Genomic DNA, 15638 nt, shown 5'->3' with positions numbered 1-15638 from the left:
CTGTGGGCTGTCTCTTGATCAGATCTTTTGCTCAAGAGACAGCTGAGGGAGAAGGGACTAAAAATTTAACCCTTCATCCAAATCCGCAGCCCATCAAGGAACATTTGCGTTGCCAGCATCACCAGCACCAGCCCCATTAAACGCTCCAGCGCATTCACGCCTTTCTCACCCAGCAGGCGCAAGAACAGCGACGATTGCAGCAAAATCGCCACGGTGCCGCCCCAGGCCAGCAGCAGCGCTATCACTAAATGACTCATCTGGTTCGGATACTGGTGCGATAACAGCATTAACGTTGCCAGCAGTGTCGGCCCGGCAACCAGCGGGATCGCCAGCGGCACAATAAAGGGTTCTTCACCCGCAGGCAGGCCGGTAGCGCTGCCTTCCTGGCCCGGGAAAATCATTTTTATCGCAATCAGGAACAAAATAATCCCGCCAGAGATAGAAACCGTCTCTGCGCGCAGGTTAAGGAACGCGAGAATTTTTTCCCCGGCAAACAGGAAAACCAGCATTAATGCCAGCGCAATCAGCAGCTCGCGGATCATGATTTTCCGGCGGCGCTTCGGCTCCGTGTGCTTGAGCACCGACATAAAAATCGGCAGGTTTCCCAACGGGTCCATAATCAGGATTAACAAAACTGCCGCAGAGATGATTTCGGTCATGAATGTTGGTCTCTAATAAGTTGTATTTCTAATAGCTTGCGGATCATTGATTAATTTCACTTGCGAGTTTGGCAGCATTTTGTAATGTGAGGGCTGTTTTCAGTTAATGCATACAACGCATACATCTTCGCAGGATTAGTCGCTATGAAAAATGTTGGTTTTATCGGTTGGCGCGGTATGGTCGGTTCCGTTCTCATGCAACGCATGGTTGAGGAACGTGACTTTGACGCCATTCGTCCGGTTTTCTTCTCCACTTCCCAGCTTGGCCTTGCGGCTCCGTCTTTTGCCGGCCAGAACAACGGCACGTTGCAGGACGCGTATGACCTGGAAGCGCTGAAGGCCCTGGACATTATCATTACCTGTCAGGGCGGCGATTATACCAACGAAATCTATCCAAAGCTTCGTGAAAGCGGCTGGCAAGGTTACTGGATTGATGCGGCCTCTTCACTGCGTATGAAAGATGATGCGATTATCATCCTCGACCCGGTAAACCAGCACGTTATTGAGCAGGGCCTGAACCACGGCGTGAAAACCTTTGTTGGCGGCAACTGCACCGTCAGCCTGATGCTGATGTCCCTTGGCGGCCTGTTCGCCAACGACCTGGTTGACTGGGTTTCTGTTGCCACTTACCAGGCGGCATCCGGCGGCGGTGCGCGCCATATGCGTGAGCTGCTGACCCAGATGGGCCAGCTGCATAGCCACGTTGCCAGCGAACTTTCCGATCCTGCTTCCGCGATTTTGAACATCGAACGCAAAGTCACCGATCTTGCCCGTAGCGGCAGCCTGCCAACGGATAACTTTGGCGTGCCATTGGCTGGCAGCCTGATCCCGTGGATCGACAAGCAGCTCGACAACGGCCAGACCCGCGAAGAGTGGAAAGGCCAGGCGGAGACCAACAAAATCCTCAATACCAGCACCGTTATTCCGGTTGATGGCCTGTGCGTGCGTGTTGGCGCGCTGCGCTGCCACAGCCAGGCGTTCACCATCAAGCTGAAACAAGACGTTTCCCTGCCAACCATCGAAGCGATGCTGGCCGCCCATAACGATTGGGTGAAAGTGGTGCCAAACGACCGCGATATCACTATGCGTGAACTGACGCCTGCGGCGGTCACCGGCACCCTGGCTGCGCCAGTTGGGCGCTTGCGTAAGCTGAATATGGGGCCTGAATACCTTTCCGCCTTCACCGTCGGCGACCAACTTTTGTGGGGGGCTGCAGAGCCGTTGCGCAGAATGTTGCGCTTGCTCGCATAGTTACACTTACACACTAAAGGGGCATTGCAGCCCCTTTTTTTTCGCGTCATACATGGAGTGTATGAATGTTGTTGATTAATTTTCAGGAGTAAAACAGAGCGTTGACTATGCTTTATTCAGGGCGGAGGTAACCGCCATGATGGGAGGTTGGGCAGAGCAGCTACAGGGTTGGTATTTTATTGCTGCCTGTTGGGTCAACATAAATTTCACCCGCGCGTGCTAAGCGTAACGCCGGGATGAGAGATAAAAAACAGGACCAATGCCATGTCTGTTCATCCAGAAAAAGACGTGATAAATGCGCTAATTACGGGTCATTTTGCTGATCCTTTCTCCTTGCTGGGAATGCACAAAACAGAAGCCGGGCTGGAAGTTCGCGCCCTGTTACCTGACGCGACAGAAGTCTGGATTATCGACCCGAAAACGGGTGGAAAAGTCGGCAAGTTAGAGTGTATTGATTCACGCGGTTTCTTTTGCGGGGTCATCCCCCGGCGTAAAAATCCTTTTCGTTATCAGCTGGCCGTTATGTGGCATGGCCAGGAAAATCTTATTGATGATCCTTATCGCTTTGGGCCGCTAATCCAGGAGGTGGATAGCTGGCTGCTGTCTGAAGGCACGCATTTACGCCCCTATGAAACGCTCGGCGCACACGCCGACACGATGGACGGCGTGACCGGCACGCGTTTCTCTGTGTGGGCTCCGAACGCTCGCCGCGTCTCCGTCGTTGGGCAGTTTAACTATTGGGATGGTCGCCGCCACCCGATGCGTTTACGCCGTGAAAGTGGTATCTGGGAACTCTTTATTCCTGGTGCTCATCCCGGTCAACTCTACAAATTCGAGCTGATTGATACCGACGGGCATTTGCGCCTGAAGGCCGACCCGTATGCGTTTGAGTCGCAGATGCGCCCGGAAACCGCCTCGCTGATTTGTGGCCTGCCGGAAAAAACCACGTTAAGCCCGGCGCGCCAACGCGCCAACGGGTTTGACCAGCCGATTTCAATTTACGAAGTGCATCTCGGTTCATGGCGTCGCCACGCCGACAATAATTTCTGGCTCAGCTACCGTGAACTGGCGGACCAACTGGTGCCCTACGTGAAAGAGATGGGCTTTACCCACCTGGAACTGTTGCCGATTAACGAACACCCGTTCGATGGCAGCTGGGGCTACCAGCCCCAGGGCTTATACGCGCCAACGCGCCGTTTCGGCACGCGTGAAGACTTTCGCTACTTTATCAATACCGCCCATGCCGCGGGTTTGAACGTGCTGCTGGACTGGGTGCCGGGCCATTTCCCGACCGACGACGCAGGCCTGGCAAAATTTGATGGCACTGCGCTGTATGAACACGGCGACCCGCGCGAAGGTTACCACCAGGACTGGAACACGCTGATTTACAACTACGGGCGGCGTGAAGTCAGCAACTACCTGGTGGGTAATGCGCTGTACTGGATTGAGCGTTTCGGCATTGACGGCCTGCGCGTGGATGCGGTGGCGTCGATGATTTACCGCGATTACAGCCGCCAGCCTGGCGAGTGGGTACCCAACGATAAAGGCGGGCGTGAAAACCTCGAAGCGATTGAATTTCTGCGGAATACCAATCGCATTATCGGCGAGCAAACCCCCGGCGCGGTGACGATGGCCGAAGAGTCAACCGACTTTGCCGGCGTCTCACGGCCACCGTCCATGGGCGGACTGGGGTTCTGGTTTAAATGGAACCTTGGCTGGATGCACGACACGCTCGATTACATGAAGCTCGACCCGGTGTACCGCCAGTATCATCACAACAAAATGACCTTCGGTATGTTGTACAACAGCACCGAAAACTTCGTGCTGCCGTTGTCGCACGACGAAGTAGTGCACGGCAAAAAATCCATTCTTGACCGCATGCCGGGTGACGCCTGGCAGAAATTTGCCAACCTGCGCGCGTATTACGGCTGGATGTGGGCATTCCCCGGCAAAAAGTTGCTGTTTATGGGGAACGAATTCGCCCAGGGGCGCGAGTGGAATCACGACAGCAGCCTCGACTGGCACCTGCTGGAAGGCGGCGATAACTGGCACCACGGCGTAAAACGGCTTGTCCGCGATTTAAACCACTCTTATCGCCATCACGCTGCAATGCACGAGCTGGATTTTGACAGCTACGGCTTTGAATGGCTGGTGGTTGAAGACAACGTGAATTCGGTGTTTATCTTTGTGCGCCGGGATGCGAAAGGGAATGAAATTATCGTTGCCAGTAATTTCACGCCGGTGCCGCGCTACAACTATCGCTTCGGCATTAACCAGCCAGGCCGCTGGCGCGAAGAGCTGAACACTGACTCGATGCACTATCACGGCAGCAACGCCGGGAACAGTGGTGCGGTTAACAGCGATGCGATCCCAAGCCACGGGCGTGAGAACTCCCTGAGCCTGACGCTGCCGCCGCTCTCCACGATTTGGCTGGTTCGGGAGGCTGAATGACGCAGCTTACCGCCGGAAACTCCGCGCCTTACGGCTCGTTTTATGATGGGAAAGGGGTGAACTTCACCCTGTTTTCCGCCCATGCTCATAAAGTCGAACTCTGTGTTTTTGACGAGCAGGGTCATGAGCAACGCTACGATTTGCCGGTGCGTACTGGCGATATCTGGCACGGTTATTTGCCAGGCGCAAAGCCTGGCCTGAAATATGGTTATCGGGTTCATGGGCCGTGGGAGCCGCAAAACGGCCATCGTTTTAATCCGGCGAAACTGCTGCTCGATCCCTGCGCTCGTGTCGTGGTGGGCGGGGTCGATAATCACCCCCATCTCCACGGCGGCTACCATGAACCCAATCTGGAAGATAGCGCCCCTCATATGGCGAAATGTGTGGTGGTGCAGGATAAGTTCGACTGGGAGGATGATAAACCTCCGCGCACCGCGTGGGGCGACACGGTCATTTATGAGGCGCATGTCCGCGGCTTAACGTTGCTTCATCCCGGAATTCCAGCAGCCCTGCGCGGCACTTATGCGGCGCTCGGCCACCCGGTGATGATTGCTTACTTCAAACGCCTGGGGATTACGGCGCTGGAACTGCTGCCGGTGGCGCATTTTGTCAGCGAGCCGCGCGTTGCCCATTTGGGGTTGAGCAACTACTGGGGTTACAACCCGCGCGCTATCTACGCTGTCGAAGGTTATTACGCGGTTAATCACGATCCGTGTCGTGCCGCCAATGAGCTGCGCGCTGCGATTAAAGCGCTGCACGAGGCGGGAATAGAAGTGATCCTCGACATTGTGCTCAACCACAGTGCAGAGCTGGACCTCGATGGCCCAACCCTTTCTCTGAGCGGAATCGACAACCGTAGCTATTATTGGTTAATGGATAACGGCGATTACCAGAACTGGACCGGGTGCGGTAATACCTTGAATTTGAGTATGCCGGGGGTAGTGGCCCAGGTCGTGGATTGCCTGCGTTACTGGGTTGACAGCCTGCACGTGGACGGTTTTCGCTTTGATTTGGCGTCTGTTATGGGGCGCACCCCGGAGTTCCGCCAGGATGCGCCGCTGTTTGAAGCGATCAAAAACGATCCGGTTCTGGCGCAAATAAAACTGATTGCGGAGCCCTGGGATATCGGTGCCGGCGGCTATCAGGTTGGCAATTACCCGCCGTTATTTGCTGAATGGAATGACCATTTTCGTGATGGCATGCGGCGTTTCTGGCTGCGGCAAGATCTATCGTTAGGGGGATTCGCCTGCCGCTTTGCCGGTTCAAGCGATGTATATCGTCGTGGCGAACGTCGCCCTTCAACCAGCATCAATTTAATCACCGCGCACGATGGTTTCACGCTACGTGATTGTGTCAGCTTCAACCACAAACACAATGAAGCGAACGGTGAAGACAACCGTGATGGCACCAACAATAACTACAGCAACAACTATGGCTTCGAAGGGCTGGAAGCCTCCCTGTATATCAAGGAACGGCGGCGCGACAGCGTGCACGCCCTGCTGACATTGTTACTGCTTTCTCAGGGAACGCCGATGCTGCTGGCCGGTGATGAACATGGCCACAGCCAGCACGGGAATAATAACGCTTACTGCCAGGACAACCAGCTGACATGGCTTGACTGGGAGCACGGTAACGATGGCTTGACCACATTTACCGCAGCATTGATTCATCTACGCAAGACCATTCCGGCATTAACCCGGAACGCCTGGTGGGAAGAAGGAGATGGCAATGTCTGCTGGTGGAATAAAGAGGCTCAGCCTCTGAGTGCTGACGAGTGGGAAAACGGCGTTCATCGCCTGCAAATCCAGCTTTCACAACGTTGGCTGATTACGATTAACGCCACCGAAGAAGTGGCCGACATCGTGTTACCCGCAGGGGAGTGGCGCGCTATTCCTCCGTTTGCCGGTGAGGATAACCCGGTGGTGACGGTTGTATGGCATGGTCCTGCGCATGGAGTCTGCGTATTCCAGAAGGCATAAAAAAGGAGTCAGTCATGGTTAGGCTTGATAAGAACGATCCTTTGATGTTGGCAAGACAGCTGCCGAATAAATCTGTCGCCCTGATTCTGGCCGGTGGGCGCGGCACCCGATTAAAAGATTTAACCGCGACACGTGCCAAACCTGCGGTCCACTTTGGCGGCAAGTTCCGCATCATTGATTTCGCCCTGTCGAACTGCATTAACTCGGGGATTCGCCGCATCGGCGTGATCACGCAATATCAGTCGCATACGCTGGTGCAGCATATCCAGCGCGGCTGGTCGTTTTTCAGCGAAGAGATGAATGAGTTTGTGGATTTGCTCCCCGCGCAGCAGCGGGTGCACGGCGAAAACTGGTATCGCGGTACGGCGGATGCGGTGACGCAAAACCTCGATATTATTCGCCGCTATAAGGCGGAGTACGTGGTGATCCTCGCGGGCGATCATATCTACAAGCAAGACTACTCGCGCATGTTGATTGACCATGTGGAGAAAGGCGCGCGCTGCACCGTGGCATGTATGCCGGTGCCGCTCCATGAGGCGTCGGCGTTTGGCGTCATGGCGGTGGATAGCGAAGAGAAAATTATCGAATTCGTGGAAAAACCGGCTAACCCGCCATCGATGCCGGGTGACGATAGTAGGGCACTTGCCAGCATGGGGATTTACGTTTTCGACGCCGATTATCTGTACGAACTGCTGGAAGCCGACGACAAAGACGACGCCTCAAGCCATGACTTCGGGAAGGACATCATTCCGTACGTCATGAAATCGGGTGAGGCCTTTGCGCACCCATTTCCGCTTTCCTGCGTGCAGTCGGACCCGGATGCCGAGCCGTACTGGCGCGATGTCGGGACGCTGGAAGCTTACTGGAAAGCCAATCTTGACCTTGCCTCTGTCACTCCCGAGCTGGATATGTACGACCAGCAATGGCCGATCCGCACTCATATGGAGCCGCTGCCTCCGGCGAAGTTTGTCCAGGACCGCTCGGGCAGCCACGGTATGACGCTGAACTCGCTGGTTTCCGGCGGCTGCATTATTTCCGGTTCGGTGGTGGTGCAGTCGGTGCTGTTCCCGCGCGTGCGCATCAACTCATTTTGCAACATTGATTCTTCAGTATTGCTGCCGGATGTCAAAGTCGGGCGCTCATGTCGCCTGCGCCGTTGCATTATCGACCGCGCCTGCGTCATTCCAGAAGGCATGGTGGTGGGGGAAAACGCCGAAGAAGATGCGCGCCGTTTTTACCGCTCTGAAGAAGGCATTGTTTTGGTCACGCGGGAGATGCTGGCGAAACTGCCTGGTTAAGTATGGGGTTGACCTTCGCGCGGCAATGGCTGCGCGTTGTAATTTTATCGTTTGGCGTATCTGAAGTTTATTAAAGAGCGCGCCACGACTTGCCACACGGGAGCGATAATGCAGGTCTTACATGTATGTTCTGAAATCTTTCCACTGCTGAAAACGGGCGGCCTGGCGGATGTGCTGGGGGCATTACCGGCGGCACAAATTGCAGGAGGTGTTGAGACGAGAGTCCTGCTGCCTGCATTCCCGGATATCCGTCGTGGCATTGTTGATGCGCAGGTTGTTGCACAGCGTGACACCTTCGCCGGTCATATGACTTTGTTATACGGCCACTTCAACGGCGTGGGGATTTACCTGATTGACGCTCCGCATTTATACGACCGCCCGGGTAGCCCCTATCACGATACCCATCAGTTTGCCTACACCGATAACGTGCACCGATTCGCACTGTTGGGCTGGGTCGGCGCCGAGATGGCGTGTGGTCTGGACCCCTTCTGGCGCCCGGATATTGTGCATGCCCACGACTGGCATGCGGGTCTGGTGCCAGCGTATCTGGAGGCTCGCGGCCGCCCGGCAAAGTCGGTGTTTACCGTTCACAACCTGGCTTACCAGGGGCTGTTTTATGCCCATCATATGAATGAAATTGACCTGCCCTGGTCGTTCTACGACATGAATGGCCTGGAGTTCAACGGTCAAATTTCGTACTTGAAAGCGGGCCTTTACTATGCCGATCATATTACCGCGGTCAGCCCGACCTATGCCCGTGAGATAACCGAGCCACAGTTTGCTTACGGTATGGAAGGGCTGTTGCGCCAGCGTCACCGTGAAGGCCGGCTGTCCGGCATCCTCAATGGCGTGGACGAAAAAATTTGGGACCCGGCCCACGATCTGCTGCTGGCTTCGCGTTATACCCGCGACACGCTGGAAGAAAAGGCCGAGAACAAGCGCCAGCTGCAGGTGGCAATGGGGCTGAAGGTGAACGACAAAGCGCCGCTGTTTGCGGTGGTGAGCCGCTTGACCAGCCAGAAAGGGCTGGATTTGGTGCTGGAGGCGTTGCCTGGGCTGCTGGAACAAGGTGGGCAGCTGGCGCTATTGGGCGCGGGGGATCCCGTGATGCAGGAAGGTTTCCTGGCGGCGGCGGCGGAGCATCCCGGGCAGGTTGGGGTGCAAATTGGTTATCACGAAGCCTTCTCGCACCGCATTATGGGCGGGGCAGATGTGATTCTGGTGCCTAGCCGTTTTGAGCCTTGCGGTCTGACGCAGCTATATGGCCTGAAGTACGGCACCTTACCGCTGGTGCGGCGTACCGGCGGGCTGGCCGATACGGTATCGGATAGCTCGCTGGAAAATCTGGCTGACGGCATCGCCAGTGGATTCGTGTTTGAAGACAGTAATGCCTGGTCGCTGTTAAGAGCGATTCGGCGCGCCTTCGTGCTGTGGTCTCGCCCTTCGCTGTGGCGGTTTGTTCAGCGTCAGGCAATGAGCATGGATTTTAGCTGGCAGGTAGCGGCGCATTCCTACCGCGATCTGTATCAACGTTTGCTGTAGACATCCACCAGGAATCACTGATATGAACGCACCCTTTTCCTATGCTTCACCGACGCTCAGTATTGAGGCTTTAAAGCATTCAATTGCCTATAAGCTGATGTTTACGGTTGGGAAAGACCCGGCTATTGCCAATAAGCATGAGTGGCTTAACGCCACATTATTTGCGGTTCGTGACCGCCTGGTAGAACGCTGGCTGCGTTCAAACCGCGCTCAGCTTTCCCAGGAAGTTCGCCAGGTTTACTATCTGTCGATGGAGTTTTTGATTGGCCGCACGCTTTCTAACGCGCTGCTTTCATTAGGTATTTATGAAGATGTCAAAAATGCGCTGGAAGAGATGGGGCTCGATCTTGAAGAGTTGATTGACGAAGAGAACGACCCCGGCCTCGGCAATGGCGGGCTTGGTCGTCTCGCCGCCTGTTTCCTTGACTCAATGGCAACGCTCGGTTTGCCCGGGCGCGGTTACGGTATTCGCTATGACTATGGCATGTTTAAACAGAACATCGTTGATGGCCGCCAGAAAGAGTCCCCGGACTACTGGCTCGAATACGGCAACCCGTGGGAATTTAAGCGCCACAACACGCGCTACACCGTGCGCTTTGGCGGGCGTGTGCAGCTGGAAGGTAAAAAATTCCGCTGGCTAGAAACCGAAGAAATTCTGGCGGTGGCATATGACCAGATAATCCCGGGCTACGATACCGATGCCACTAACACGCTGCGTCTGTGGAATGCGCAGGCGAGTAGCGAAATTAACCTCGGTAAGTTTAACCAGGGCGATTACTTCGCGGCGGTAGAAGATAAAAATCATTCGGAAAACGTCTCACGCGTGCTTTACCCGGATGACTCGACCTATTCCGGCCGTGAGCTGCGGTTGCGCCAGGAGTATTTCCTGGTTTCCTCTACCGTGCAGGACATTCTCAGCCGCCATTATCAGCTGCATAAAACCTATGCCAATCTGGCGGACAAAATCGCCATCCACCTCAATGACACCCACCCGGTGTTAGCGATCCCCGAGCTGATGCGTTTACTTATCGACGAGCACAAATTCAGCTGGGAAGAGGCGTTTGAGGTGACCTGCCAGGTCTTCTCTTACACCAACCACACGCTGATGAGCGAGGCGCTGGAAACCTGGCCGGTGGATATGTTAGGTAAAATCCTGCCGCGCCATTTGCAGATCATCTTTGAAATTAACGACTACTTCCTGAAAACCCTTCAGGAGCAGCACCCAAACGATACCGCGCTGCTGGGGCGTACTTCGATTATTGATGAATCGAATGGGCGTAAAGTGCGTATGGCATGGCTTGCGGTAGTGGTCAGCCACAAAGTCAACGGCGTGTCTGAGCTGCACTCGAATCTGATGGTGCAGTCGCTATTTGCCGATTTTGCCGCCATTTTCCCGATGCGTTTTTGTAATAAAACCAACGGCGTGACGCCGCGTCGCTGGCTGGCGCTGGCGAACCCGCCGCTTTCAGAAGTGCTGGATGAAAACATTGGCCGCACCTGGCGTACCGATCTTAGCCAGCTTAACGATCTCAAACAGCATATTGATTACCCGACGGTGCATCAGGATGTGCGTAAGGCGAAGCTTGCCAACAAGAAGCGTCTGGCAGGTTATATCGGCCAGCAGCTGAACGTGGTGGTCAACCCTAACGCGTTATTTGATGTGCAAATCAAACGTATTCATGAGTACAAGCGCCAGCTAATGAACGTGCTGCATGTGATTACGCGCTACAACCGGATTAAGGCCGATCCCACCGCTGATTGGGTGCCGCGCGTGAATATCTTTGCCGGTAAAGCGGCGTCGGCCTATTACATGGCAAAACACATCATTCATTTGATCAACGATGTGGCGCAGGTGATCAACAACGATCCGCTAGTGAAAGATCGGCTGAAAGTGGTGTTTATCCCAAATTACAGCGTCAGCCTTGCGCAGATCATCATTCCGGCGGCGGATCTCTCCGAGCAGATCTCGCTGGCGGGCACCGAGGCATCCGGCACCAGTAACATGAAATTCGGCCTCAACGGCGCGCTGACCATTGGCACGCTCGATGGGGCAAACGTCGAAATGCTGGAGCATGTTGGGGCGGATAATATCTTTATCTTCGGTAATACGGCGCAAGAGGTGGAAACGCTGCGGCGCAACGGCTATCAGCCGCGTGAATATTATGAGCAGGATGAAGAGCTTCACCAGGTGCTGACGCAAATTGGCGCAGGGATGTTCAGCCCCGGCGAACCCACGCGCTACCGCGACCTGCTGGATTCACTGATTAATTTTGGCGACCACTATCAGGTGCTGGCAGATTACCGCAGCTATGTGGATTGCCAGGACAGGGTGGATGAGCTGTATCGCCAGCCGGAAGAGTGGACGATTCGCACCATGCACAATATTGCCAATATGGGGTATTTCTCGTCTGACAGAACGATTCAGGAATACGCCGATGAGATTTGGCATATCAAGCCGGTGAGATTGTAATTTTCCCCTCACCCGACCCTCAGGGAGAGGGTCGGGTGAGGATTGTTTTAGCATAATTCCAGCAGCACATTATTTTCGGCAATCACCTGCATCACGCCTGGCGGTGGCATCGCATCGGTATAAACCTGATCGACAAGGCTAATACTGCCCAGGTTGACCATCGCGTTACGGCCAAATTTAGAGTGATCGACCACCAGCATCACGCAGCGTGAATTATCAATAATCGCACGTTTGGTGCGAACCTCATGGTAATCAAACTCCAGCAGCGAGCCATCGCTGTCAATGCCGCTGATCCCCAGAATGCCGAAATCCAGCCTGAACTGAGAGATAAAATCCAGCGTCGCTTCGCCGATAATGCCGCCGTCGCGGCTGCGTAATTCGCCACCGGCCAGAATAATGCGGAAGTCTTCTTTCACCTTTAGCGTATTCGCCACGTTCAGGTTATTCGTCACCACGCGCAGCTTACTGTGGTTTAGCAACGCATGAGCGACCGCTTCCGGCGTGGTGCCGATATCAATAAACAGCGTGGCGCCGTCAGGGATCTGGCTGGCGACCTTTTGGGCGATACGCTCTTTTTCTGCCGTTTGCGTGGCTTTACGGTCGTGCCACGGCGTATTCACGGAACTGGAAGGAAGTGCGGCACCTCCGTGATGGCGCATGATCAGGTTCTGGTCAGCCAGATCGTTGAGATCGCGGCGAATAGTTTGCGGGCTAACCGCAAACTGCTCGACTAACTCTTCTGTGCTGACATAGCCCTGTTTTTTAACCTGTTCGACGATCGCGTCATGACGTTGTGTTTGCTTCACGCTGTTTTACTCTCCTGAAAGGCTATGTTCGTTTTCGCGCATGCAAAGTGTCAACCAGCGCCATCGCCAGACCAACCACCAGACCGGTGATATGGGCTGCATTGGCGATAGACATGCCTAAAACATCGAAAAATCCTATCACAATCCACAATACTGCAAAGCCTAACAGGCCGCGCTGCATATAGATGCCGCTGTCGGGGTCACGTTCCCCACGCAGCCAGACATAGCCCATTAATGCGTATACCACACCCGATAAGCCACCAAACAGCGGGCCGCCGAATTTCGCCTGCACGAAGCCGCTCAGCAGCGCGGAAACCAGCGTTAAGGTAATGAGTTTACCGCAGCCCAGGCGCTTTTCCACCGGGCCGCCGAGATACCACCACCACAGCAGGTTAAACGCGATATGCATAATAGAAAAGTGCATCAACGCATGGCTGAAATAGCGCCACAGTTCATAGTGCAAACTCTCTTTATATGGCCAGGCGAGCCATACCATCACCGCGCGGTCGCCCATCACCTGCATCATCAGGTACACCAACACGCAGGCGGCCATGATAACCATAGTGAACGGGCCTGCTTTCTGCGTAATGGTGGCGAGGAAAGGATAGCGCTGGTAGTGCAAACCGCTGCCGGTATGGCCGGTATTCCAGCTTGCAGCCAGATAACGCGCATCACCAGGGTTAGCAAGGAAGAGTTCAAGCTCCGCACGAACGCGCGCTTCCTGGCTGTCATTTGCCAGCCAGATATCACTTTGCTCATGCCGTTGGATGGTGAGGATAATCCCCTGCGTCGCCATATAGTCGACAAAGGCCTGCGCGACTCGCGGGTTGGCAAACGAGGTAATCATGATCATAAAGTTTCAGCCAAATCCAGACAAAGGGAAGCAGTATAACTGCAACGCTGCGATTTCCCGATTGCTAAGAAGCGCCGTGCGTCACTTCTGCCGGGAAATGGCGATGCCATGCGTCAAAGCCGCCATCGACGCTATATACCTGCTCATAGCCCTGTTGCAGCAGATACTGCGCCGCGCCTTTGCTGCTGTTGCCGTGGTAGCACATCACCATCACCGGCGTTTCGAAATCGGTTTGCTGCATAAAGGCAACTAAACGATCGTTCGTCAGATGGAATGCGCCCGGGGTGTGGCCCATCGCAAAGCTCTGCGGATCGCGGATATCAACTAACACTGCCTGTTTTTGCTGCAGTTTCTGGTGCGCTTCTTCCACACCAATACACTCAAAAGTTTCCATGGATTTGCTCATCGCTTTATTCAATCGGCTGGTGCCATATTAAGGGAATCTCCCCTCAGGCCGCTGATATTAACGCCATTATGTTATCTGTATCACGCAGTAATGTTTTTTTTTCGTTACAAAGCGCGTGTACTCTTGCTAGTATGAGCGATAACGAACATATTTGAACTTTAACGAAAGTGGGTGGGGGCAGCATGGAAACTAAAGATCTGATTGTGATTGGCGGAGGAATCAACGGGGCAGGTATCGCCGCTGACGCCGCAGGCCGTGGTTTATCCGTGTTAATGCTTGAAGCTCAGGATTTAGCCAGCGCCACCTCTTCACAAAGCTCGAAGCTTATCCACGGAGGCCTGCGCTATCTGGAGCATTACGAGTTTCGTCTGGTGAGTGAAGCCTTAGCCGAGCGCGAAGTGCTGCTGAATATGGCGCCCCATATTGCCTTCCCTATGCGCTTTCGTCTGCCCCATCGTCCTCATTTACGTCCGGCATGGATGATTCGTATTGGTTTGTTTATGTACGACCATCTCGGCAAGCGCACCAGCTTGCCGGCATCCAGCGGTTTGCGTTTTGGTGCAGATTCGGTGCTTAAACCGAATATCGTGCGCGGTTTCGAATATTCTGACTGTTGGGTGGACGATGCGCGCCTGGTTCTGGCGAATGCGCAAATGGTGACGCGCGAAGGTGGCGAGGTGAAAACCCGTACTCGCGTAACCCGTGCTCGGCGTGAAAACGGCCTGTGGGTTGTTGAAGCGCAGGATATCGATACTGGTGAAACCCTTAGCTGGCACGCTCGCGGCCTGGTGAATGCCACCGGCCCGTGGGTGAAAAACTTCTTTGACGATGGCCTGCAGCTGCCTTCGCCATACGGCATCCGCCTGATTAAAGGCAGCCATATTGTGGTGCCGCGCGTGCACAATCAGAAGCAGGCTTACATTCTGCAAAACGAAGATAAGCGCATCGTGTTCGTGATCCCATGGATGGATGAGTTTTCTATTATTGGCACTACCGACGTGGAATATCAGGGCAACCCGCAAGATGCCCATATTGATGACAACGAAATTAACTACCTGCTGACTGCCTATAACGCGCATTTTAAAAACACGCTCAGCCGTGAAGATATCGTCTGGACTTATTCCGGCGTGCGCCCGCTGTGTGATGATGAATCGGATTCGCCGCAGGCCATCACGCGTGACTACACGCTCGATATTCATGACGAGCACGGCAAAGCGCCGCTGCTGTCGGTATTCGGCGGCAAGCTCACTACTTACCGCAAACTCGCCGAGCACGCGCTGGATAAGCTAAAAGGCTATTACCCGAACATGGGTCCTGGCTGGACTAAAGGCAGCGTCTTGCCGGGCGGAGAAATTAACGGCGATCGCGATCGTTACGCCGCACAGCTGCGCCAGCGTTACACATTCCTGACCGAAAGCCTGGCACGGCGTTTTTCTCGCACTTACGGCAGCAACAGCGATGTGATGCTGGCCGAAAAAGCCAGTCAGGATGATTTGGGGGAAGATTTCGGCCACGAGTTTTATGAAGCCGAGCTACGTTACCTGGTTGAACACGAATGGGTGCGTACCCTGGATGATGCTATCTGGCGCCGGACCAAATTAGGGATGTGGTTAACGGAAGAACAGCAGGCGCGGGTGGCGCAGTGGCTGGAAAAGCATAATGGGAAGGCGCATTTGTCTCTGGCTTCGTGAGTTTCCGCTCTCTCCCCCAGGAGAGGGCGAAGCCGTTCTCAATAATCCCCTCACCCTAAGCTGTCTCTTATACATAACTTGCGCCTCACTCTGGCAATCTGTCAGGGTGAGATCTGTAAGCTTCTCAGGTTTTCCGTTCACCTGAACGCAAGGTTATCTCTATAGTTTCCGTATACGGTGAACGTGCCAGGAGGCTCACGCCAGCCCCCTGGCAACCCCGGCGCCCGGCCAG

The 15638-nt window shown here is 54.6% G+C and carries 11 protein-coding genes; 7 read left to right on the top strand and 4 right to left on the bottom strand.

Features of this window, described 5'->3' with window-relative positions; translation table 11 throughout:
• Positions 1 to 65 precede the first annotated feature (65 nt).
• On the bottom strand, positions 66 to 659 hold the full coding sequence (locus EHN07_RS16910) for a YhgN family NAAT transporter (protein ID WP_124025216.1): 594 nt from the start codon (positions 657 to 659) through the stop codon (positions 66 to 68).
• 144 nt (positions 660 to 803) lie between these two features.
• Here EHN07_RS16910 and asd point away from each other — a divergent pair, with 144 nt between their 5' ends.
• From asd to glgP, 6 genes are all read left to right on the top strand, one after another.
• Positions 804 to 1910 (top strand): aspartate-semialdehyde dehydrogenase, encoded by a 1107-nt coding sequence (gene asd, locus EHN07_RS16905; protein WP_124025215.1) that lies wholly within the window; start codon positions 804 to 806, stop codon positions 1908 to 1910.
• Positions 1911 to 2174: 264 nt separating this feature from the next.
• Positions 2175 to 4361 carry a 1,4-alpha-glucan branching enzyme gene (glgB, locus tag EHN07_RS16900; RefSeq protein ID WP_124025214.1) on the top strand — a complete coding sequence of 729 codons (2187 nt, stop codon included), beginning with the start codon at positions 2175 to 2177 and terminating at the stop codon, positions 4359 to 4361.
• The gene (gene glgX, locus EHN07_RS16895) at positions 4358 to 6340 is read left to right on the top strand and encodes a glycogen debranching protein GlgX (RefSeq protein ID WP_124025213.1); all 1983 of its coding nucleotides are present in this window, start codon (positions 4358 to 4360) and stop codon (positions 6338 to 6340) included. The genes glgB and glgX overlap by 4 nt, the downstream gene beginning before the upstream one ends.
• Before the next feature lie 14 nt (positions 6341 to 6354).
• Positions 6355 to 7638 (top strand): glucose-1-phosphate adenylyltransferase, encoded by a 1284-nt coding sequence (gene glgC, locus EHN07_RS16890; protein ID WP_124025212.1) that lies wholly within the window; start codon positions 6355 to 6357, stop codon positions 7636 to 7638.
• Between the two features lie 108 nt (positions 7639 to 7746).
• Positions 7747 to 9180, top strand: coding sequence for a glycogen synthase GlgA (gene glgA, locus EHN07_RS16885; RefSeq protein WP_124025211.1), 1434 nt, complete (start codon positions 7747 to 7749; stop codon positions 9178 to 9180).
• Between the two features lie 22 nt (positions 9181 to 9202).
• Positions 9203 to 11650 (top strand): glycogen phosphorylase, encoded by a 2448-nt coding sequence (gene glgP, locus EHN07_RS16880; protein ID WP_124025210.1) that lies wholly within the window; start codon positions 9203 to 9205, stop codon positions 11648 to 11650.
• Positions 11651 to 11697: 47 nt separating this feature from the next.
• Here glgP and EHN07_RS16875 read toward each other — a convergent pair whose 3' ends face one another.
• The 3 genes from EHN07_RS16875 to glpE form a co-directional block, all read right to left on the bottom strand.
• Positions 11698 to 12456: a DeoR/GlpR family transcriptional regulator gene (locus tag EHN07_RS16875; RefSeq protein WP_124025209.1), complete on the bottom strand. Its 759-nt coding sequence runs from the start codon at positions 12454 to 12456 to the stop codon at positions 11698 to 11700.
• A 22-nt stretch (positions 12457 to 12478) separates the two neighbouring features.
• The gene (gene glpG, locus EHN07_RS16870; RefSeq protein WP_124025208.1) at positions 12479 to 13309 is read right to left on the bottom strand and encodes a rhomboid family intramembrane serine protease GlpG; all 831 of its coding nucleotides are present in this window, start codon (positions 13307 to 13309) and stop codon (positions 12479 to 12481) included.
• Positions 13310 to 13373: 64 nt separating this feature from the next.
• On the bottom strand, positions 13374 to 13703 hold the full coding sequence (gene glpE / locus EHN07_RS16865) for a thiosulfate sulfurtransferase GlpE (protein ID WP_124025207.1): 330 nt from the start codon (positions 13701 to 13703) through the stop codon (positions 13374 to 13376).
• Positions 13704 to 13897: 194 nt separating this feature from the next.
• Between glpE and glpD the strand changes: the two genes are divergently transcribed.
• Entirely contained in the window at positions 13898 to 15406 is a 1509-nt protein-coding gene (gene glpD / locus EHN07_RS16860) for a glycerol-3-phosphate dehydrogenase (RefSeq protein ID WP_124025206.1), read from the top strand.
• Positions 15407 to 15638 lie beyond the last annotated feature (232 nt).

The sequence above is a fragment of the Buttiauxella warmboldiae genome, from assembly GCF_003818135.1.
GTDB classification, from domain to species: domain Bacteria; phylum Pseudomonadota; class Gammaproteobacteria; order Enterobacterales; family Enterobacteriaceae; genus Buttiauxella; species Buttiauxella warmboldiae.
Note: the sequence above shows the minus strand (reverse complement) of the source record. Positions and strands in the feature narration are given on the sequence as shown.